At 59.8% G+C, this 20,038-nt stretch carries 18 protein-coding genes; 8 read left to right on the top strand and 10 right to left on the bottom strand.

Annotated features, from left to right (window positions below):
* Positions 1-48: 48 nt before the first annotated feature.
* The 8 genes from rseP to rpsB all read right to left on the bottom strand — a co-directional run bounded on the left by rseP (position 49) and on the right by rpsB (position 7,520).
* On the bottom strand, positions 49-1,401 hold the full coding sequence (gene rseP, locus E4O98_RS05240; RefSeq protein ID WP_248134358.1) for a sigma E protease regulator RseP: 1,353 nt from the start codon (positions 1,399-1,401) through the stop codon (positions 49-51).
* Between the two features lie 51 nt (positions 1,402-1,452).
* Positions 1,453-2,643: a 1-deoxy-D-xylulose-5-phosphate reductoisomerase gene (gene ispC, locus E4O98_RS05245; protein ID WP_248134488.1), complete on the bottom strand. Its 1,191-nt coding sequence runs from the start codon at positions 2,641-2,643 to the stop codon at positions 1,453-1,455.
* Positions 2,640-3,446, bottom strand: a complete 807-nt coding sequence (locus E4O98_RS05250; RefSeq protein WP_248134360.1) for a phosphatidate cytidylyltransferase — start codon at positions 3,444-3,446, stop codon at positions 2,640-2,642. The genes ispC and E4O98_RS05250 overlap by 4 nt, the downstream gene beginning before the upstream one ends.
* Positions 3,447-4,202 (bottom strand): polyprenyl diphosphate synthase, encoded by a 756-nt coding sequence (uppS, locus tag E4O98_RS05255; RefSeq protein ID WP_032877375.1) that lies wholly within the window; start codon positions 4,200-4,202, stop codon positions 3,447-3,449.
* A 17-nt stretch (positions 4,203-4,219) separates the two neighbouring features.
* Positions 4,220-4,777 (bottom strand): ribosome recycling factor, encoded by a 558-nt coding sequence (gene frr, locus E4O98_RS05260; protein WP_248134362.1) that lies wholly within the window; start codon positions 4,775-4,777, stop codon positions 4,220-4,222.
* Positions 4,774-5,517 carry a UMP kinase gene (gene pyrH, locus E4O98_RS05265; protein ID WP_003189161.1) on the bottom strand — a complete coding sequence of 248 codons (744 nt, stop codon included), beginning with the start codon at positions 5,515-5,517 and terminating at the stop codon, positions 4,774-4,776. Before pyrH ends, frr begins: the two co-directional genes overlap by 4 nt.
* Before the next feature lie 210 nt (positions 5,518-5,727).
* Complete coding sequence (gene tsf / locus E4O98_RS05270) at positions 5,728-6,591, bottom strand: translation elongation factor Ts (protein WP_005785711.1); 864 nt, start codon at positions 6,589-6,591, stop codon at positions 5,728-5,730.
* A 191-nt stretch (positions 6,592-6,782) separates the two neighbouring features.
* Positions 6,783-7,520 carry a 30S ribosomal protein S2 gene (gene rpsB / locus E4O98_RS05275; protein WP_003189158.1) on the bottom strand — a complete coding sequence of 246 codons (738 nt, stop codon included), beginning with the start codon at positions 7,518-7,520 and terminating at the stop codon, positions 6,783-6,785.
* 387 nt (positions 7,521-7,907) lie between these two features.
* Between rpsB and map the strand changes: the two genes are divergently transcribed.
* The 4 genes from map (at position 7,908) to E4O98_RS05295 (ending at position 13,671) form a co-directional block, all read left to right on the top strand.
* On the top strand, positions 7,908-8,690 hold the full coding sequence (map, locus tag E4O98_RS05280) for a type I methionyl aminopeptidase (protein WP_248134364.1): 783 nt from the start codon (positions 7,908-7,910) through the stop codon (positions 8,688-8,690).
* Positions 8,691-8,756: 66 nt separating this feature from the next.
* Entirely contained in the window at positions 8,757-11,459 is a 2,703-nt protein-coding gene (locus E4O98_RS05285) for a [protein-PII] uridylyltransferase (RefSeq protein WP_032877378.1), read from the top strand.
* A gap of 143 nt (positions 11,460-11,602) precedes the next feature.
* Positions 11,603-12,802, top strand: coding sequence for a succinyldiaminopimelate transaminase (gene dapC, locus E4O98_RS05290; protein ID WP_248134366.1), 1,200 nt, complete (start codon positions 11,603-11,605; stop codon positions 12,800-12,802).
* A gap of 125 nt (positions 12,803-12,927) precedes the next feature.
* Positions 12,928-13,671: a M12 family metallopeptidase gene (locus E4O98_RS05295; RefSeq protein WP_164699506.1), complete on the top strand. Its 744-nt coding sequence runs from the start codon at positions 12,928-12,930 to the stop codon at positions 13,669-13,671.
* Here the strand turns inward: E4O98_RS05295 and E4O98_RS05300 are convergent.
* On the bottom strand, positions 13,664-15,307 hold the full coding sequence (locus E4O98_RS05300) for a Na+/H+ antiporter (RefSeq protein ID WP_032877381.1): 1,644 nt from the start codon (positions 15,305-15,307) through the stop codon (positions 13,664-13,666). The genes E4O98_RS05295 and E4O98_RS05300 overlap by 8 nt on opposite strands.
* 266 nt (positions 15,308-15,573) lie before the next feature.
* Here E4O98_RS05300 and E4O98_RS05305 point away from each other — a divergent pair, with 266 nt between their 5' ends.
* From E4O98_RS05305 to E4O98_RS05320, 4 genes are all read left to right on the top strand, one after another.
* A complete protein-coding gene (locus tag E4O98_RS05305) occupies positions 15,574-15,882 on the top strand; it encodes an arsenate reductase (RefSeq protein WP_241092152.1) in 309 nt (102 codons plus the stop codon).
* 31 nt (positions 15,883-15,913) lie between these two features.
* On the top strand, positions 15,914-16,948 hold the full coding sequence (dapD, locus tag E4O98_RS05310; RefSeq protein ID WP_032877456.1) for a 2,3,4,5-tetrahydropyridine-2,6-dicarboxylate N-succinyltransferase: 1,035 nt from the start codon (positions 15,914-15,916) through the stop codon (positions 16,946-16,948).
* A gap of 68 nt (positions 16,949-17,016) precedes the next feature.
* A complete protein-coding gene (locus E4O98_RS05315; protein WP_032877458.1) occupies positions 17,017-18,222 on the top strand; it encodes a cysteine desulfurase in 1,206 nt (401 codons plus the stop codon).
* Positions 18,219-18,632, top strand: coding sequence for a SufE family protein (locus E4O98_RS05320; protein ID WP_103733446.1), 414 nt, complete (start codon positions 18,219-18,221; stop codon positions 18,630-18,632). Before E4O98_RS05315 ends, E4O98_RS05320 begins: the two co-directional genes overlap by 4 nt.
* Before the next feature lie 486 nt (positions 18,633-19,118).
* On the opposite strand, the gene tcdA is transcribed toward E4O98_RS05320, so the two are convergent.
* Positions 19,119-19,934, bottom strand: coding sequence for a tRNA cyclic N6-threonylcarbamoyladenosine(37) synthase TcdA (gene tcdA / locus E4O98_RS05325; protein ID WP_032877460.1), 816 nt, complete (start codon positions 19,932-19,934; stop codon positions 19,119-19,121).
* Positions 19,935-20,038 lie beyond the last annotated feature (104 nt).

The following is a 20,038-nucleotide window of genomic DNA, read 5'->3' on the forward strand; positions in this document are numbered from 1 at the left end:
ATAAACAAACTGCCGCAAAATGCGGCAGATTCGCAATTCAGCGAAGCGTTACAGTCGTCCCAGATCGTTGACCAGAGCTAACAACATCACCCCGACCACCAAACTGATACCGATCTGTATCCCCCAACCCTGCACCCGATCCGACAAGGGGCGACCACGCACCCACTCGACCAGATAAAACAGCAGATGCCCCCCATCCAATACTGGAATGGGCAGCAAATTCAGAACCCCAAGGCTAATACTCAGATAAGCCAGGAAATTCAGGAAATCCGCGACACCCGACTGGGCAGAAGCGCCCGCCACTTTAGCAATGGTTATCGGTCCACTCAAGTTTTTTACCGAGAGCTCACCGAACAACATTTTCTTGAGGGATTCGAGGGTCAGTACGCTCATGGTCCAGGTGCGTTTCGCACCCTCGCCAATCGCGGCCAAAGGCCCGAAGCTGACCTCTCGAACCATCGATAGCGGCCATTCGACACCTTTGACCCCGGCACCCAGGTAACCCCCGGCCGCCTTGGCCTCCCCGCGAACCGACAAGGTCACGGGAACATCGATTTGAGCACCCTCGCGCTCAACTTTCAGCACAATTCTGGTATCAGGACGCACACGTACCAGGTCGACCACTTGCTGCCAGTCACCCAGCGCCTGGCCATCGAGGGCCAGCAGGCGATCACCGGTTTTCAGGCCTGCGGCCTGGGCCGGACCTTTCGGATCCAGCTCAGCCAGTACCGGCGGCAAGGCCGGACGCCAAGGACGAATCCCCAGGGATTTGATCGGATCAGGCTCATCGGCGCCCTTGAGCCAGTGGTCCAGAGCCAACGCCCGCGGGGTTTCGGCACTGGAATCCTGGTCACGCACCACCACATTGACGGTGCCGCTTTCACCCAGGCGGCGCACCAACTGCAAATTGACCGCGCCCCAACCGGTGGTCGGCTCGCCATCAATGGAAACAATTTCCTGCCCTGCCACCAAGCCGGCCCTGGACGCGATGCTGTCCGCCTCGACTGCACCGATGACCGGGCGCACCTGCTGGCTGCCCATCATGGCCAGAACCCAGAAGAACACCATTGCCAACAGGAAGTTGGCGATCGGGCCCGCTGCAACAATTGCGATACGCTGACGAACGGTCTTGCGATTGAAAGACTGATCCAATTGATCAGCCGGCACTTCACCTTCGCGCTCATCGAGCATCTTGACGTAGCCACCCAACGGGATAGCGGCAATCACGAACTCGGTGCCACGACGATCATGCCAGCGCAACAATGGCATGCCGAAACCAACGGAAAAGCGCAATACCTTGACGCCGCAACGACGCGCCACCCAGAAGTGGCCGAATTCGTGGAAGGTAACCAGCACACCCAGAGCAACCAGGGTGCCGACAATCATGTAGAGCGCACTCATCTAATTTCTCCGCATTTCAATCCGATGCCTGGAGGCTCAAACGCGCCCACCCTAACGTGTGTCGCGATCCAGCCATTGCTGGGCCAAGGCTCGGGCCTTGGTATCAGCCTCAAATACCGCTCCCAGGTCATTTACAGCCACGACTGGCTCAAGATTCAGGACGTCCTCGATGATACTCGCGATCTGCGGAAAGCGGATGCGCCGTTCGAGAAACGCCGCCACGGCCACTTCATTGGCCGCATTGAGCATGGCCGGCGCGCTGTTACCCGCCTCGGCCGCTTGCCGCGCCAGGCGCAGGCACGGAAAACGCTGCTCGTCCGGGGCTTCGAAGTCCAGGCGCGCAATCGCAAACAGGTCCAGGGGCGCTACGCCGGAATCGATCCGCTCCGGCCAGGCCAAGGCATTGGCGATCGGCGTGCGCATATCCGGGTTGCCCAACTGCGCCAACACTGAACCGTCCACGTAATCGACCAGGGAGTGGATCACGCTTTGCGGGTGAATCACCACCTCGACCTGATCAGGCCGTGCATCGAACAACCAGCACGCCTCGATCAGCTCCAGGCCTTTGTTCATCATGCTCGCCGAATCCACGGAAATCTTGCGCCCCATGGACCAGTTCGGATGAGCGCAGGCCTGATCGGGAGACACATGCTCAAGCTCAGCCAGCGGAGTCTGCCGGAAGGGACCACCGGAAGCCGTCAGCAGAATCCGACGCACACCGACCTGGCTCAAGCCGCGGGCGAAATCCCCGGGCATGCACTGGAAGATTGCGTTGTGCTCGCTGTCCAGCGGCAGCAGGACCGCCCCACTCTTGCGCACGGCTTGCATGAAGAGTGCGCCAGACATGACCAGGGCTTCTTTATTGGCCAGCAGAATTTTCTTGCCGGCATCGACTGCCGCCAGGGTAGGACGCACCCCCGCCGCGCCGACAATCGCCGCCACCACGGTATCCACATCGGCGTCGGCCGCCACCTGGCACAACCCCGCTTCCCCGACCAGCACCTGGGTGGTCAACCCCGCAGCCCGCAGATCATCCTGCAGCCCACGGGCCGCCGCGGCCTCAGGCACTACAGCAAAGCGCGGTGAGTGGCGCACGCACAAGGCCAGCAATTCGCGCAAACGCGTGAAGCCGGTCAGGGCGAAAACCTGGTAACGATCCGGGTGACGAGCGATGACATCCAGCGTACTCAGCCCGACGGAGCCGGTCGCGCCCAGTACGGTAACCTGCTGCAGGCCGTTCACGAAGCGATCATCCACAGCAACACCGCGAAGATCGGCAGCGCGGCAGTGAGGCTGTCGATGCGATCCAGCACGCCACCATGACCCGGCAGCAGGTTACTGCTGTCCTTGATCCCGGCCTGGCGCTTGAACATGCTCTCGGTGAGGTCACCCACCACCGAGATAAACACGACGATAGCGGTGCCCAGCAAGGCCAGTAGAACCTCTTTCACCGACCAGTCACGCACCAAACCGACCACCAGCGTGATCAGCAGCGTCAAGGCCAGGCCACCGTATGCGCCTTCCCAGCTCTTGCCCGGGCTGACGGCCGGAGCCAACTTGCGCTTGCCAAATGCGCGACCAGAGAAGTAGGCGCCGATATCGGCCCCCCATACCAGCACCATCACGGCCAGGATCAATTCATTACCGATGGGGTAGCGCTTGATTTCCACCAGCCCTTGCCAGGCCGGCAGCAGGATCAGCAAGCCGATCACCAGCTTGCAGGCCACGCTGGACCATTGACCGCTGGTGCGTGGGTAAGTCAGCACCAGGAATGTTGCCAACGCCCACCACAGCACCGCCGCCCCCAATACCCAGGGTGCGATGTCCGGCAGGATGTACATCAGGAACAACAACACCGCGACCACTGCGGCGTACGCCACACGCGGCAACTGGTTGCCGAAGCCTGCCAGGCGCGCCCATTCCCAGGCACCCAGGCTCACGACCAGACCGATAAACAGCGCAAAGCCGGACCCTTCAAGCAGGAAGAAACCGCACAAGGCAATCGGCAGCAGGATCAGCGCCGTGATGATTCGTTGTTTAAGCATTTAAACCCGGGCTCCAGCTTCGATCTGCTCGCTCGTTTTACCGAAACGACGCTGACGGGAAGCGAAATCGGCCAGCGCATTGCGCATGGCATCGTGTTTGAAGTCCGGCCAGAACAGGTCGGAGAAGTACAACTCGGTATAGGCTAGCTGCCACAACAGGAAATTGCTGATGCGATGCTCACCACCGGTACGGATACACAAGTCCGGCAACGGCAGGTCGCCGGTCACCAGGCAGGTTTGCAACAGTTCGGGCGTGATGTCGTCGGGGCGCAGATGGCCGGCCTGCACTTCGCGGGCAAGCCGTTGCGCAGCCTGGGCGATATCCCACTGGCCGCCGTAATTGGCTGCGATCTGCAGCACAAAACGATTACTGCCTGCGGTGATAGCCTCGGCTTCGCGCATGGCCACTTGCAGTTCCGGGTGGAACCGCGAGCGATCACCAATGATGCGCAGACTGATGTTGTTGTCATTGAGGCGCTTGGCCTCACGACGCAGCGCCTTGAAAAACAGGTCCATCAAGGCACTGACTTCGTCGGCGGGCCGCTGCCAGTTCTCACTGGAAAAGGCGAACAAGGTCAACACTTCGACCTTGGCCTCGGCGCACACCTCAATCACCGCCCTTACCGCGTCAACACCCGCTTTATGCCCGGCAACACCCGGCATAAAGCGTTTTTTCGCCCAGCGATTATTCCCATCCATGATGATCGCGACATGGCGCGGCACCACGGAGGGCACAGTCTGCTTGGTCTTTTCCATAAAGGCGTCCTGACCCCTTATACGGCCATCAGGTCCTTTTCTTTTTCTTCGGTAGCCTGGGTGATCTTGGCTTCGGCGTCCTTGGTCAACTTGTCGATATCAGCAACGGCACGACGCTCTTCGTCTTCGCTGATTTCCTTGTCCTTGACCAGCTTCTTCAGGTCACCCAACGCATCGCGACGGATGTTACGCACGGCAACGCGCGCATCTTCAGCGGCACTGCGCGCCTGCTTGGTGAAGCCCTTGCGGGTTTCTTCGGTCAGGGCTGGCATGGAGATCAACAACAACTCGCCGAGGTTGGTCGGGTTGAGGTTCAGACCGGCGCTCTGGATCGCCTTGTCGACTGCCGCGAGCATGTTGCGCTCGAAGGCCACGACTTGCAGGGTGCGCGAGTCCTTCACGGTCACGTTGGCCACGCCGCTGAGCGGGGTGCCGGAACCGTAGTAAGGCACCATCACGCTGCCCAGGATGCTCGGGTGCGCCTTGCCGGTACGGATCTGACCAAATGCATGGCTCAGGGATTCCAGGGATTTCTGCATACGCGCCTGGGCGTCTTTCTTGATTTCATTGATCATTGTTGGCCTTCCTCGATCAGAGTCCCTTCCGCGCCGCCGTGTACGATATTCAGCAGGGCGCCGGGCTTGTTCATGTTAAATACGCGCAGCGGCATCTTGTGGTCGCGGCACAGGCAGATAGCAGTCAGGTCCATCACACCCAGCTTGCGATCCAGCACTTCATCGTAGGTCAGATGATCGAACTTCTCGGCATGCGGGTCTTTGAATGGGTCTGCAGTGTATACGCCATCTACCTTGGTGGCTTTGAGCACCACGTCGGCATCGATTTCGATAGCGCGCAGGCACGCCGCCGAATCCGTGGTGAAGAACGGGTTGCCTGTGCCAGCGGCAAAGATCACCACTTCCTTGGAGTTCAGGTGGCGCATGGCTTTGCGGCGATCGTAGTGATCGGTCACGCCAACCATGGAGATAGCCGACATCACGATGGCCGAGATATTGGCACGCTCCAGGGCGTCGCGCATGGCCAGGGCGTTCATCACAGTGGCCAGCATGCCCATGTGGTCGCCAGTGACCCGATCCATACCGGCCGCACTCAGTGCCGCGCCGCGGAACAGATTGCCGCCGCCGATCACCAGGCCGACCTGCACACCGATACCGACCAATTGGCCGACTTCCAGCGCCATGCGGTCAAGCACCTTGGGGTCGATCCCGAACTCTTCCGAGCCCATCAGGGCCTCGCCGCTGAGCTTGAGTAGAATGCGTTTATAGCGAGCCTGATAACCACTGCCCTGCTGAGCCATTGCGAATCTCTCCTGCGGCGTATTTTTTAAAAATTCTTGGCGAGCCGTTTACGGCTTGCGTTCACTCTAGCTGGACGCTGTCACAGCGCCATCGGAACACGGCTTTGTAAGCCAGTTCCGAGAGGAAACCAAATAAAATTGGCCTTCCCATTTGAAAAGAGGCTGCGCGCGTGAGCGGGCAGCCTCTTTCGGCGACAGTTTGGGACTGTCTTATTGCTTGGCGGCAGCCAGCTGGGCAGCAACTTCTTCAGCGAAGTTGTCGACCGGCTTCTCGATGCCTTCGCCTACTTTGAAGTAAGTGAAGGAAACGATTTCAGCACCGGCTTTCTTGGCCAGTTCGCCAACCTTGATTTCAGGGTTCTTGACGAACGCCTGCTCAACCAGGCTTGCTTCGGCCAGGAACTTGCTGATACGGCCTTTGACCATGTTTTCAACAATGTTTTCTGGCTTGCCTTTGATTTTTTCTTCGTTCAGCTGCAGGAACACAGCTTTTTCGCGCTCGATCGCTTCGGCAGACACTTCCGAAGGCAGCAGGAACTCAGGGTTGCTCGCAGCAACGTGCATAGCGATGTCTTTGGCCAGCTCAACGTCGCCGCCTTTCAGAACAACTGCTACACCGATTTTGTTGCCGTGCAGGTAACCACCAACAACATCACCTTCAACGCGAACCAGGCGACGGATGTTGACGTTTTCGCCAACCTTGCCGACCAGTACCAGACGAGCTGCTTCTTGAGCTTCGATCAGAGGCTCAACAGTGGTCAGCTTGTCAGCGAAGGCTTTTTCGACGCTGGCAGCAACGAATGCCTTGAAGTCATCCTGCAGAGCCAGGAAGTCGGTCTGCGAGTTGACTTCCAGCAGAACGGCGGATTTGCCGTCTTCTTTCAGAGCGATAGCGCCTTCAGCAGCGACGTTGCCTGCTTTCTTGGCAGCCTTGATGGCGCCGGAAGCACGCATGTCATCAATGGCTTTTTCGATGTCGCCGCCGGCCTTGGTCAAGGCCTTTTTGCAATCCATCATGCCTTCGCCGGTACGCTCACGCAGTTCTTTAACCAACGCTGCAGTAATCTCTGCCATTTCAAAATCCTCTTGGATAGGTTTTCAACCATTCCACCCGATCAAACGGGCGATCAATTCTTCCCGAATTTCCGTTGTAGGCCGCTGCACGTTACAAATGATGTAGCTGCGCTGCCGACAAATGGTTTTCGAGGTGGCAAAAAGGGGGCCAAGCCCCCTTTTTGCTTACTGAGTCAACGCCAGGGCGTCAGTTACTCAGCGGCAGCTACCGGAGCTTCTTCAACGAACTGCTCGGTACCGCCAGCAACGTGGTTGCGACCACGGATTACAGCGTCAGCCATCGAACCCATGTACAGCTGGATAGCGCGGATTGCGTCATCGTTGCCTGGGATGATGTAGTCAACGCCTTCCGGGCTGCTGTTGGTATCGACTACGCCGATAACCGGGATGCCCAGCTTGTTGGCTTCGGTGATCGCGATGCGCTCGTGATCAACGTCGATAACGAACAGTGCGTCAGGCAGACCGCCCATGTCCTTGATACCACCCAGGGAACGATCGAGCTTTTCCAGGTCACGGGAGCGCATCAGCGCTTCTTTCTTGGTCAGCTTGGCGAAAGTACCGTCTTCGGCTTGCACTTCAAGGTCACGCAGACGCTTGATGGAAGCACGGATGGTTTTGAAGTTGGTCAGCATGCCGCCCAACCAGCGGTGATCGACGTACGGCGAACCGCAACGCGCTGCTTCTTCAGCAACGATCTTGCCAGCGGAACGCTTGGTGCCGACGAACAGGATCTTGTTTTTGCCCTGGGCCAGACGCTCTACGAAAGTCAGAGCTTCGTTGAACATTGGCAGGGTTTTTTCAAGGTTGATAATGTGAATCTTGTTACGCGCGCCGAAAATGTATTTACCCATTTTCGGGTTCCAGTAACGGGTCTGGTGACCGAAGTGCACACCGGCCTTCAGCATATCGCGCATGTTGACTTGGGACATGATAGTTCCTTAATAAGTCGGGTTTGGCCTCCACGTATCCCAATGACCAACCAGCGGCATCAAGGCCTCCGGCACCCAGGTCATCGTGTCGACACGTGTGTGGATTTAAGCTTTTCGGGGTATCCCCGGAAAGCGGCGCATTTTATACCACAGCAAGGGCGAAAACGAAACCCGCAATCACACCTGACCGCAGCGATCTGTGCGCAAGCCGTTGAATAGAGCGGATTTACCCCCACCCTATAGATAGAAGCGATCGTCAGGGGCTCATGGTTTACCGCCCGCGTCTGTTAGAATCGCGTTTTTTGTGGCTTGTGCGAATTCAGCAACCTTTTGTCGCACGCCCGTAAACCGTATTGATTTCAGCGCGTCGCGCTAGAGAGAGCCTGTATGACCGTTAGTTTGAAAACCGCCGAAGACATCGCCGGCATGCGCATCGCCGGCAAACTGGCCGCCGACGTGCTGGAAATGATTGCAGAGCATGTAAAGCCGGGCGTCACCACCGAAACCCTGAACCAGATCTGCCACGACTATATCGTCAATGTGCAAAAGGCCATCCCTGCGCCGCTGAACTACAAAGGCTTCCCCAAGTCGATCTGCACCTCGGTCAACCATGTGGTGTGCCACGGCATTCCCAGTGACAAGCCGTTGAAGGACGGCGACACCCTGAACATCGACGTCACCGTGATCAAGGACCGCTACTTCGGCGACACCAGCCGCATGTTCCACGTCGGCAACGTGCCGGTCTGGGCCGAGCGCCTGTCCCAGGTGACCCAGGAATGCATGTACAAGGCCATCGAAATCGTCAAGCCAGGCTGCCGCCTGGGTGACATCGGTGAAGTGATCCAGAAGCACGCCGAAAAGAACGGCTTCTCGGTGGTGCGCGAATTCTGCGGCCACGGCATCGGCACGGTGTTCCACGAAGAACCACAGATCCTGCACTACGGCCGCGCCGGCACCGGCATGGAACTCAAGGCAGGCATGACCTTTACCATCGAGCCGATGATCAACCAAGGCAAGGCCGATACCAAGGTGCTGGGCGACGGCTGGACCGCTATCACCAAGGACCGCAAGCTCTCGGCCCAGTGGGAACACACGCTGCTGGTCACCGAAACCGGCTACGAGATCTTCACGTTGCGCGCAGACGACACCATTCCTCGCGTTTCGGCGTGAGGGTTGCTTCGGTTTTCCAGCTTCAACCGTGTGACTGACTCAATAGATAGATAGGAAAGCCGACCGATGCCCCAGGTGGATCCCGAACTCTTCGACCGTGGCCAGTTCCAGGCCGAGCTGGCATTGAAGGCGAGCCCCATCGCCGCCTTCAAGAAAGCCATCCGCCAGGCGCGCGAGGTGCTCGACGCGCGTTTTCGCAGTGGTCGGGACATCAGACGACTGATCGAGGACCGCGCCTGGTTCGTCGATAACATCCTGCAGAAAGCCTGGGAACAGTTCAGCTGGAGTGCAGACGCCGATATCGCCCTGGTGGCGGTCGGCGGCTACGGTCGCGGCGAACTGCACCCCTACTCCGACATCGACCTGTTGATCCTGCTGGACAGCGCCGACCACGAAACCTTTCGTGATTCCATCGAGCGTTTTCTGACATTGCTGTGGGACATCGGCCTGGAAGTCGGCCAGAGCGTGCGCTCGGTGGATGAATGCGCCGAAGAGGCCCGTGCTGACTTGACGGTGGTCACCAACCTGATGGAAAGCCGCACCATCTGCGGCCCCGAGCGCCTGCGCCAGCGCATGCTCGAAGTCACCAGCACCGCACACATGTGGCCGAGCAAGGATTTCTTCCTGGCCAAGCGCGCCGAACAGAAGGCGCGGCACCACAAGTACAACGACACCGAATACAACCTGGAACCCAACGTCAAAGGGTCCCCGGGCGGGCTGCGGGATATCCAGACGATTTTGTGGGTGGCGCGCCGCCAATACGGCACGCTGAACCTGCGCGCCCTGGCTGGCGAAGGCTTCCTGGTGGAGAGCGAAAACACCCTGCTGGCCTCGTCCCAGGAGTTCCTGTGGAAGGTGCGCTACGCCCTGCACATGCTCGCCGGGCGCTCCGAGGACCGCCTGCTGTTCGATCACCAACGCTCCATCGCCACCCTGCTGGGCTTTGAGGGCGAAGACGCGAAGACCAGCATCGAAAGCTTCATGCAACAGTACTACCGGGTGGTCATGAGCATTGCCCAGCTCAGCGACCTGATCATCCAGCACTTCGAGGAGGTGATCCTGGCCCCCGAAGACGAAGCGCCGCCGCAGCCGATCAATGCGCGCTTCCAACTGCATGACGGTTATATCGAAGCACGTAACGACAACGTGTTCCGCCGCACCCCGTTCGCCATGCTGGAAATCTTCGTGCTGATGGCCCAGCAGCCGGACATCAAAGGCGTGCGCGCCGATACTATCCGTTTGCTGCGGGAAAACCGTCACCTGATCGATGACGAATTTCGCAACGACATCCGCAATACCAGCCTGTTTATCGAACTGTTCAAGTGCCGCATCGGCATCCACCGCAACCTGCGGCGCATGAACCGCTACGGCATTCTCGGGCGCTACCTGCCGGAGTTCGGCTTTATCGTCGGGCAAATGCAGCACGACCTGTTCCACATCTACACCGTCGATGCCCACACCCTGAACCTGATCAAGCACCTGCGTAAGTTGCAGTACACCCAGGTGTCAGAGAAATTCCCACTGGCCAGTAAACTGATGGCCAAGCTGCCCAAGCCTGAGCTGATCTACCTGGCGGGCCTGTATCACGACATCGGCAAGGGTCGCCATGGCGATCACTCGGAAATCGGTGCAGTGGACGCCGAAGCCTTCTGCCAGCGTCACCAGTTACCCCTGTGGGACAGCCGTCTGATCGTCTGGCTGGTGCAAAACCACCTGGTGATGTCGACCACTGCCCAGCGCAAGGATTTGTCCGATCCACAGGTAATCCACGATTTCGCAGGAATCGTCGGCGATGAAACCCGTCTCGACTATCTTTATGTGCTGACCGTCTCCGACATCAACGCCACCAACCCCACGTTGTGGAACTCCTGGCGCGCCAGCCTGTTGCGCCAGCTGTATACCGAGACCAAGCGCGCCCTGCGCCGCGGCCTGGAGAACCCGGTGGACCGCGAAGAGCAGATCCGCCGCACCCAAAGTGCGGCCCTGGATATTCTGGTACGCGGTGGTAACGACCCGGACGACGTCGAACAGCTCTGGTCGCAACTGGGCGACGACTATTTCCTGCGCCACACAGCCGGCGACGTGGCCTGGCACAGCGATGCGATCCTGCAGCAGCCGGCCGACGGTGGCCCGCTGGTATTGATCAAGGAAACCACCCAGCGCGAATTCGAAGGCGGCACGCAGATCTTCATCTACGCGCCGGACCAGCACGACTTTTTCGCCGTGACCGTGGCCGCCATGGACCAGCTCAACCTGAACATCCATGACGCTCGGGTCATCACCTCCAGCAGCCAGTTCACCCTCGACACCTACATCGTGCTCGACACCGACGGCGACTCTATTGGCGATAACCCGGCGCGGGTGAAAAAGATCCGCGAAGGCCTCACCGAAGCCCTGCGCAACCCGGACGATTACCCAACCATCATCCAACGCCGGGTACCACGCCAGCTCAAGCATTTTGCCTTTGCGCCCCAGGTGACCATTTCCAACGACGCGCAGCGACCGGTGACGGTGCTGGAACTCAGCGCGCCGGATCGCCCGGGCCTGCTGGCGCGCATCGGCGGGATTTTCCTGGAGTTCGACCTGTCGTTGCAGAACGCCAAGATTGCGACCCTCGGCGAACGGGTGGAAGACGTGTTCTTCATCACCGACGCTGATAACCAGCCGCTGTCCGACCCTGAGCTGTGTCGCCGCCTGCAGGATGCGATCGTGGAACAATTGAGCGTGACCCAGGAACCCGGCGTTGAGCTGACCCGACTGACTATTTGAATTCTTAACTTTGTGAACACGAGTCATGTGGGAGCTGGCTTGCCTGCGATGCAGACACCTCGGTCCGTCAGGTCGACCGCAGTGATGCCATCGCAGGCAAGCCAGCTCCCACAGGGGCCGCGCTCACCGTGATAGAGGCTTATATGAACAACGCCCTTAACCAGTTGCAGCCCTACCCTTTCGAGAAACTGCGCGCCCTGCTCGGCAGCGTGACGCCGAACCCGGACAAACGCCCGATTGCACTGTCCATCGGCGAACCCAAGCACAAGTCCCCGACCTTTGTCGCCGAGGCGCTGAGCAACAACCTCGACCAGATGGCGGTGTACCCCACCACGCTGGGCACCCCTGCCCTGCGTGAAGCCATCGGCGCCTGGTGCGAACGCCGCTTCAATGTGCCCAAGGGTTGGTTGGACCCGGCGCGTAACATCCTGCCGGTCAACGGCACCCGTGAAGCCCTGTTCGCCTTCACCCAGACCGTGGTCAACCGTGGCGACGATGCGCTGGTGGTTAGCCCCAACCCGTTTTACCAAATCTACGAAGGCGCCGCGTTCCTGGCCGGGGCCAAGCCGCATTACCTGCCGTGCCTGGATAGCAATGGCTTCAACCCGCACTTCGACGCCGTCTCCCCCGACATCTGGAAACGTTGCCAAATCCTGTTCCTGTGCTCCCCAGGCAACCCGACCGGCGCGCTGATTCCCGTCGACACACTGAAAAAACTCATCGCCCTGGCCGACGAATACGACTTCGTGATCGCCGCCGACGAATGCTACAGCGAGCTGTACTTCGACGAACAAACCCCGCCGCCGGGCCTGCTCAGTGCCTGCGTCGAGCTGGGGCGCCAGGACTTCAAGCGTTGCGTGGTATTCCACAGCCTGTCCAAGCGTTCCAATCTGCCGGGCCTGCGCTCAGGTTTCGTGGCCGGCGACGCCGACATCCTCAAGGCCTTTTTGCTGTACCGCACCTACCATGGTTGCGCGATGCCGGTGCAAACCCAGCTAGCCAGCATCGCTGCCTGGCAGGACGAGGCCCATGTACTGGCCAACCGTGACCTGTACCGCGAAAAGTTCGATGCGGTGCTGGCGATCCTCAAACCGGTGCTGGATGTACAAAGCCCGGACGGCGGCTTCTATCTGTGGCCGAAGGTGAACGGTGACGACGCGGACTTCTGCCGCGATCTGTTTGTGGAAGAACATGTGACGGTAGTACCGGGCTCTTACCTGTCCCGCGAAGTCGACGGTTTCAACCCAGGCGCAGGGCGTGTGCGCCTGGCATTGGTTGCGCCATTGGCCGAATGTGTCGAAGCGGCTGAGCGGATTCGCGATTTCATACAGCGCCGCGTTTGAGTTTCAAGCCGCTCCCACACCGTGGGAGCGGCCATTACCGATGTATCTTGCAACCCATCAATGGGAACAAAGCCTGTTAAATGCTCCACCCACGTTCATCTGGTACACACGCTCAGGTGAACGACATGCCCCCCACCATCCCAACCCGTCCCGTTTCTCCTCACTCCGTGAGCGCACCTCACAGTAGAGCCAAACGCGGCGTCGCCATGCCGGACAAACTATGGCCTCAACATTCAGTGCTGACCATCTCGCGACTGAACATGACACAGGAACAAAAGGATCTGGTACAGCACAACATCAATAAATGGGCGCCGCACACTAACCTCTACTTGAAATTTATTGACAGCCCTAACGGTGACATACGCATTACTGCAGACAATAACAGTCACGCCGGATGGTCAAGCGTGGGAACCGATGCAAAAAACGTCCCCCTCTCCAAACCGACCATGAGTATTGGCTTCAAAGATTCACCGGACAGCATTGCCGCGACGGTTCAACACGAATTCGGCCACGCCCTGGGTTTGAAGCATGAGCACCAGCATCCGGATCGCACACTGGACCTGAATAGACAGAATATCTATGACGAGTACGAGTCGCGTAGGCAATTCAGCTATGAGGCCGATAACAATATCATCAGGACTTTTTCACGCCCCCAGGTAACAGCCTCTGCAAACTATGATGACAAATCCATCATGCACTATGGCTTTCCTGCTTCAAGACTCAACAGTGGTCCCCCCATCCCGCGCAACTTCAAACTGTCTGAAGACGATAAAAAGTTCATGCAGTCGCTTTATCCAGAAGATAAAACTCTCTTGGGCAAACTGCTCAATTCAAGCATCCGGGCAATGATCAGTTCTAGCCCTACTTAACACTTCCCAAGTTCGCTTCACTCATATCCAGATCCGCCAATACCTCGCGCAGTACATCGTCGCCAATCTGATGCTGGCGACTCAAACGGTAGAGCTCCAGGCGCTGCGCACGTAGCGCCTTGAGCCTCAGCCTGCGCTCCAGTTGATCCATTTGCAGCGCCAGTGCCTGAGCCTCGGCCGAGTCATTGAATACGTCCAACTGATGACGATACTCCGCCATCAGCCGCGCCTTGAGCTCGGTGGCCAATGCAGCCTGAGCGGCATCCGGCGTTTCGGCTTCGACGGGTTCTTCGACCTCCAACGCATGGATCGCCGCCACGGCGGTCTTTTTCCAGGCCTCGCGCACTTCGTTGTGGCGCTTCTCATCCGGACTTTTCTCCACGCCACGCAACAGCAACGGCAGGGCAATGCAAGCGGCGACCAGCGATAGCAGGATGACCCCGGCGGCGATAAAGATCAGCAGGTCACGCTCAGGGAAATCCTGGCCCGGCGCCAGCAGCAAGGGCACCGACATGACACCCGCCAACGTCACCGCACCGCGGACACCGCCGACGGTCAGCAACCAGCAGGAGCGGGCCGTCGGCACCAGGGTCAGCGCGCTTTTGCCACGCAGCCTGCGCAGCAACCCCGACAGCCGCCAGATGCTCTGCACCCAGATAAACCGCAGCACCACCAGCACCAGAAAGATCGCCACCACGTCCAGGCAGCGGTACAACAGGGTGGGCCACAGGGTGGTTTCGTGGCTGACCACAGCCTTGATGATGTCCGGCAGTTGCAGGCCGAGCAGCAGGAAAATCAGGCCATTGAAGGCAAACTCCAGCAGCGACCAGACGCTGCGGTTGAGCAACCGCGTACTGGTCTGGCGCGGCAGCAGGTCGAGCCAGCTCTGCATCATGCCCGCCGCCACCGCCGACAAAATGCCCGAAGCGCCCAGACGCTCAGCCAACACGTAGGCAGCAAAGGGCAACAACAGCATGAACACCACATGGGTCGCGGGGTCATCCCAGCCCCGTGCAATCATCCACGCGCGCAGACGGCCGACCAGCCAGCTCAACGCCACCCCGACCGCCAAGCCGCCCACGGCGACCAATACAAAGGTCAGGCTGGCATCCGCCAGGGAAAACACCCCGGTCAACGCCGCCGCCAGGGCAAACTTGAAGGTCACCAGGCCTGACGCGTCATTCATCAGCGCCTCGCCTTGAAGCATGTGCATCAGCGGTTTAGGCAAGCGATTCTGAGAAATGGCCGACACCGCCACGGCATCCGTCGGGGATAAAACCGCCGCAAGGGCAAAGGCCACCGGCAAGGGGATCGAGGGCAGCAACCAATGAATGAAGTAGCCGGCGCCGACCACGGTAAACAGCACCAGGCCCACCGCCAATGTCAGAATCGGGCCACGCAGGCGCCACAATTCGCGCTTGGGCATGCGCCAGCCATCGGAAAACAACAGCGGCGGCAGAAACAGAAACAGGAACAGCTCCGGGTCCAACGCCACATGCAGCCCCAATGTGGGCCAGGCCAGCAAGGCACCGGCGGCAATCTGTAGCAAGGGCAACGGCAGTGGGATGATGCGCCCGACCAGACGCGAAAAGCTGACCAGCATCAGCAGGATAAGAACGGTGTAGGCGGTTTGCATAACGCGGGTTTCCCGGACAATCGACTTGCAACGACACATCAGGCAACAACTGGCCGTTGAAGTGCCATATTACCCCGCTATGTTACTCGCCTAAGCCGCGCACCGGCTTTTGCACAAAAGTCGCAGGATGCTGACGAGCGGCGCCGAAACCGGCTGGTCGTGGCATAATCCGTGATCTTTCATTTTTCATTGGTCCAAAGGGGGGCAATTCCTTGACCGCTTCAAGCAAAACCCTGCACCTTTTCGGCATCAAAGCCTGCGACACCATGAAAAAGGCGCGCACCTGGCTCGATGAGCACGCGCTGAGCTACGAGTTCCATGACTACAAAACGGCCGGTATCGACCGTGAACACTTGACCCAATGGTGCAACGAGCACGGTTGGCAGGTGGTTTTGAACCGTGCGGGCACCACCTTTCGCAAACTCGAAGACGAACGCAAAGCCGATCTCGATCAGTCGAAAGCCATTGAATTGATGCTCGCACAACCCTCGATGATCAAGCGCCCGGTGCTTGATCTCGGTGACAGAACCCTGATTGGCTTCAAGCCAGATAGTTATTCGGCGGCCCTCAAGTAGGCCAGCCTTCCATTTTTGTAGAGGTAACAGCATGTCCAATTCCCTGTTCAGCCTGGGCTTCGGCGTCGGCACTCAGAACCGCCAAGGCGCTTGGCTGGAAGTGTTTTACGCACAACCGTTGCTCAACCCGTCGGCCGAGATCGTTGCCGCCATTGCGCCGATCCTGGGTTACACCGAGGGCAACCAGGCGATCACGTTCACCATCAGCCAAGCGCTGCAACTGGCAGATGCACTCAAGAACGTCGACGCCACCCAAGCCGCGTTGCTGAATCGCCTGGCTGAAAGCCACACCCCACTGGTTGCCACACTGCTGGCCGAAGACGCCGCGCTGACCTCCACGCCAGAGGCCTACCTCAAGCTGCACTTGCTGTCCCATCGCCTGGTCAAGCCTCACGGCCTGAACCTGGCAGGCGTGTTCCCGCAGTTGCCGAACGTGGCCTGGACCAGCCAGGGCGCCATCGACATCGCCGAACTTGCCGAGCGCCAGCTCGAAGCGCGTCTGCGTGGCGAGCTGCTGGAAGTGTTCTCGGTGGACAAGTTCCCGAAAATGACCGACTACGTGGTACCGGCCGGCGTGCGCATCGCTGACGCTGCGCGTATCCGCCTGGGCGCCTACGTGGGCGAAGGCACTACCGTGATGCACGAAGGCTTCGTCAACTTCAACGCCGGCACCGAAGGCCCAGGCATGATCGAAGGCCGTGTATCGGCAGGCGTGTTCGTCGGCAAGGGTTCGGACCTGGGCGGCGGCTGCTCTACCATGGGCACCCTGTCGGGCGGCGGCAATATCGTGATCAAGGTGGGCGAAGGCTGCCTGATTGGCGCCAACGCCGGTACCGGCATCCCGTTGGGCGACCGCAACACCGTGGAGTCGGGCCTGTACATCACCGCCGGCACCAAGGTTGCGCTGCTTGACGAGCAGAACCAGTTGGTCAAGGTGGTCAAGGCGCGCGAGTTGGCCGGTCAACCGGACCTGCTGTTCCGCCGCAATTCCGAGACCGGTGCCGTGGAGTGCAAAACCCACAAATCGGCCATCGAACTGAACGAAGCGCTGCACGCTCACAACTAAGCAGCCACTCGATGCCACTAGCGGGCCGCACCTTCGGGTGCGGCTCGCTTATACGAGTCTTGATCACCATGCTTGTGCCCTCCCCCTGGCGCGCCGATTTCCCGGCGATCGCCACCCTGCAAAGGCAAGACCAGACCTATCTGGACAGCGCCGCCACCGCCCAAAAACCCCAGGCCCTGCTGGATGCCATCAGCCATTACTACGCCAATGGCGCAGCCAATGTGCACCGCGCCCAGCATTTGCCGGGGGCCCATGCGACCCAAGCCTTTGAGGACAGTCGCAGCAAGGTCGCGCAGTGGTTGAATGCAGGCGACAGCGGGCAGGTCGTATTCACCCACGGCGCAACCTCTGCGCTGAACCTCTTGGCCTATGGCCTTGAGCACCTATTCAATGCGGGCGATGAGATAGCCATCAGCGCCCTGGAACACCACGCCAACCTGTTGCCCTGGCAGCAATTGGCCAAACGGCGTGCGCTGACGCTGGTGGTATTGCCCCTGGACGATGACGGCGTGATCGACCTGCAAGCCGCCGCATCATTGATCGGCCCGCGCACGCGCCTGCTGGCGGTGAGCCAGTTGTCCAACGTGCTGGGCACCTGGCAGCCGCTGGAAGCGCTACTGACGCTGGCCCAGGCAAACGGTGCCCTGACTGTTGTGGATGGCGCCCAAGGCATCGTGCATGGTCGCCACGACGTACAGGCCCTGGGCTGCGATTTCTACGTATTTTCCAGCCACAAGCTCTACGGCCCGGACGGCATCGGCGTGCTGTTCGGTCGCAACGCTGCCCTGCATCACCTGCGCCACTGGCAGTTTGGCGGCGAGATGGTGCAGCAGGCAGATTATCAAGGCGCCAGCTTCCGCCCTGCCCCACTAGGGTTCGAAGCCGGCACGCCGCCCATTGCCGGCGTGATCGGCCTGGGTGCCACCCTGGATTACCTGAGCTCACTGGATCAGCACGCCGTGACCGCCCATGAAGCGGCACTGCACGACTATTTGCTGCGCGGGCTGAAAGCACGCAATGGCGTGCGCGTACTGGGATCACCGCAAGCAGCGCTGGTGAGCTTTGTGGTGGACGGTGTGCATAACGCCGACCTGGCTCACCTGTTGACCGAGCAAGGCATCGCCGTGCGCGCCGGGCATCACTGTGCAATGCCACTGCTCAAGGCCTTGCACTTATCCGGCGCCATTCGAGTGTCCCTGGCGCTGTACAACGACTCCGATGACCTGGAGCGCTTCTTTGAAGCGTTGGACCAGGCGCTGGATATGTTGCGATGAGCTTGCCAGTGGACGCGATGGCTGCGCTGCAGGCATTCCAGGCTGTCGGCGGTTGGGAGCAGCGCGCGCGGATGCTGATGCAATGGGGCGAGCGACTGCCCGCGTTGGCGGATGATGAAAAGGTCGACGCCAACCTGGTGCAAGGCTGTGAAAGCCTGGTGTGGTTGGTGGGGCATTTGCAGGACGGCCATTGGCAGTTTGCTGCCAGCAGCGAGGCGCGAATGATTCGCGGGTTGGTGGCGCTGTTGCTGGCGCGGGTCAATGGGTTGTCGGCTGATGAACTGCAAGCGGTGGATTTGCCGGGTTGGTTTGCACAACTGGGCCTGTCCCGGCAGCTGTCACCATCGCGCACCAACGGCTTGAATGCAGTCCTGCAACGTATGCGCGAACTAAGCCATACACACAACTGAATGTGGGAGGGGGCTTGCTCCCGATGGCGGTAGGTCAGTCACACATGCATCAACTGACACTCCCTCATCTACAGAACTTGATAGCAACCGACGGTAACCACGATGCGAAGCGAGCCGCTCTTGATCTTGATCTTAGGCGCCCCGTCAAACCACGCTGGCCGGAATTCGACAGGGATTTGGGGGGTAAACCGGCAGGGATGCCGGTTTAGCCGCCCCGCGCCATGGATGGCGCGTGGCGGCGGCCCCCCAAATCCATGGCGGATTACGGGCACACCGAGCCTAAGCGAGGTGCCGAGTGGTGGGGCAAGAGCGCTTTGGTTACTTTCGCGCTTTTCGAAAGTGACCCGCTGTAAAAGCGGAACCAATAGCGGCCGTTACCTAAATAACGGATATGTACTCGGTCTAATCCAACATCCTGGTCGGCCCTGAGGCCGCCATCGGGAGCAAGCCCCCTCCCACATTTTGAACGGTGTGAAACTCTGAGACTCAGAGGGGCTTGACCCGCTCCGAAGGTCTGCGCACCCCAGCCACAATCTTGTCCACCGCCTTGGTCGCCGCCACCATCCCGAAGGTAGCCGTGACCATCATCACCGCGCCAAACCCGCCCGCGCAGTCCAACTTTACGCCGTCGCCAACAAAACTCTTCTGCAAACAGATGCTGCCGTCCGGCTTCGGATAGCGCAGTTGCTCGGTGGAAAACACGCACGGCACGCTGTAATGACGGGTGACGGTGCGCGAGAAACCGTAGTCGCGGCGCAGGGTGGAGCGCACCTTCGAGGCCAGCGGGTCATTGAAGGTGCGGTTCAGGTCGCACACCTGGATCAGCGTCGGGTCAATCTGCCCGCCAGCGCCGCCGGTGGTGATGATCTGGATCTTGCGGCGCTTGCACCAGGCAATCAGCGCCGCCTTGGCGTTGACGGCGTCGATGCAGTCGATCACGCAGTCGATATTCGGGGTGATGTACTCCGCCATGGTGTCGCGGGTGACGAAATCCGCCACGGCATGCACGGTGCAATCCGGGTTGATGCCTCGCAGGCGCTCGGCCATCACTTCGACCTTGGGCTTGCCCACGGTGCTGTCCAGGGCGTGCAACTGGCGGTTGCTGTTACTCACGCAGACATCGTCCAGGTCAAACAGCGAAATCTCGCCCACCCCGCAACGGGCGATCGCTTCCGCCGCCCAGGAGCCCACGCCGCCGACGCCGACAATCGCCACATGGGCCGCTTTCAAGCGTTCCAGCCCTTCGATGCCGTACAAGCGGGCGACGCCTGCAAACCGCGGATCTTCTGTACTCATGATCATTACCCCAAAAACCGGCGCGCATTATGGACTACAGCGCGACAAGTTCGAAGCTTCCAGCTACAAGTAAAGAACTTAGGTGGACTTTCGCAGACTAACGTCCGGCT

This window comes from Pseudomonas sp. W2Jun17 (assembly GCF_023127795.1).
GTDB lineage: Bacteria > Pseudomonadota > Gammaproteobacteria > Pseudomonadales > Pseudomonadaceae > Aquipseudomonas > Aquipseudomonas synxantha_A.

Coding starts and splice junctions, on each gene's coding strand:
- dapD (WP_032877456.1), top strand. CDS start 15,914: ATGTCCAATTCCCTGTTCAGCCTGGGCTTCGGCGTCGGCACTCAGAAC.
- E4O98_RS05250 (WP_248134360.1), bottom strand. CDS start 3,446: ATGCTTAAACAACGAATCATCACGGCGCTGATCCTGCTGCCGATTGCC.
- E4O98_RS05320 (WP_103733446.1), top strand. CDS start 18,219: ATGAGCTTGCCAGTGGACGCGATGGCTGCGCTGCAGGCATTCCAGGCT.
- E4O98_RS05305 (WP_241092152.1), top strand. CDS start 15,574: ATGAAAAAGGCGCGCACCTGGCTCGATGAGCACGCGCTGAGCTACGAG.
- frr (WP_248134362.1), bottom strand. CDS start 4,777: ATGATCAATGAAATCAAGAAAGACGCCCAGGCGCGTATGCAGAAATCC.
- E4O98_RS05300 (WP_032877381.1), bottom strand. CDS start 15,307: ATGCAAACCGCCTACACCGTTCTTATCCTGCTGATGCTGGTCAGCTTT.
- tsf (WP_005785711.1), bottom strand. CDS start 6,591: ATGGCAGAGATTACTGCAGCGTTGGTTAAAGAACTGCGTGAGCGTACC.
- uppS (WP_032877375.1), bottom strand. CDS start 4,202: ATGGAAAAGACCAAGCAGACTGTGCCCTCCGTGGTGCCGCGCCATGTC.
- tcdA (WP_032877460.1), bottom strand. CDS start 19,934: ATGATCATGAGTACAGAAGATCCGCGGTTTGCAGGCGTCGCCCGCTTG.
- rseP (WP_248134358.1), bottom strand. CDS start 1,401: ATGAGTGCGCTCTACATGATTGTCGGCACCCTGGTTGCTCTGGGTGTG.
- E4O98_RS05295 (WP_164699506.1), top strand. CDS start 12,928: ATGCCCCCCACCATCCCAACCCGTCCCGTTTCTCCTCACTCCGTGAGC.
- pyrH (WP_003189161.1), bottom strand. CDS start 5,517: ATGGCTCAGCAGGGCAGTGGTTATCAGGCTCGCTATAAACGCATTCTA.
- E4O98_RS05315 (WP_032877458.1), top strand. CDS start 17,017: ATGCTTGTGCCCTCCCCCTGGCGCGCCGATTTCCCGGCGATCGCCACC.
- rpsB (WP_003189158.1), bottom strand. CDS start 7,520: ATGTCCCAAGTCAACATGCGCGATATGCTGAAGGCCGGTGTGCACTTC.
- E4O98_RS05285 (WP_032877378.1), top strand. CDS start 8,757: ATGCCCCAGGTGGATCCCGAACTCTTCGACCGTGGCCAGTTCCAGGCC.
- dapC (WP_248134366.1), top strand. CDS start 11,603: ATGAACAACGCCCTTAACCAGTTGCAGCCCTACCCTTTCGAGAAACTG.
- map (WP_248134364.1), top strand. CDS start 7,908: ATGACCGTTAGTTTGAAAACCGCCGAAGACATCGCCGGCATGCGCATC.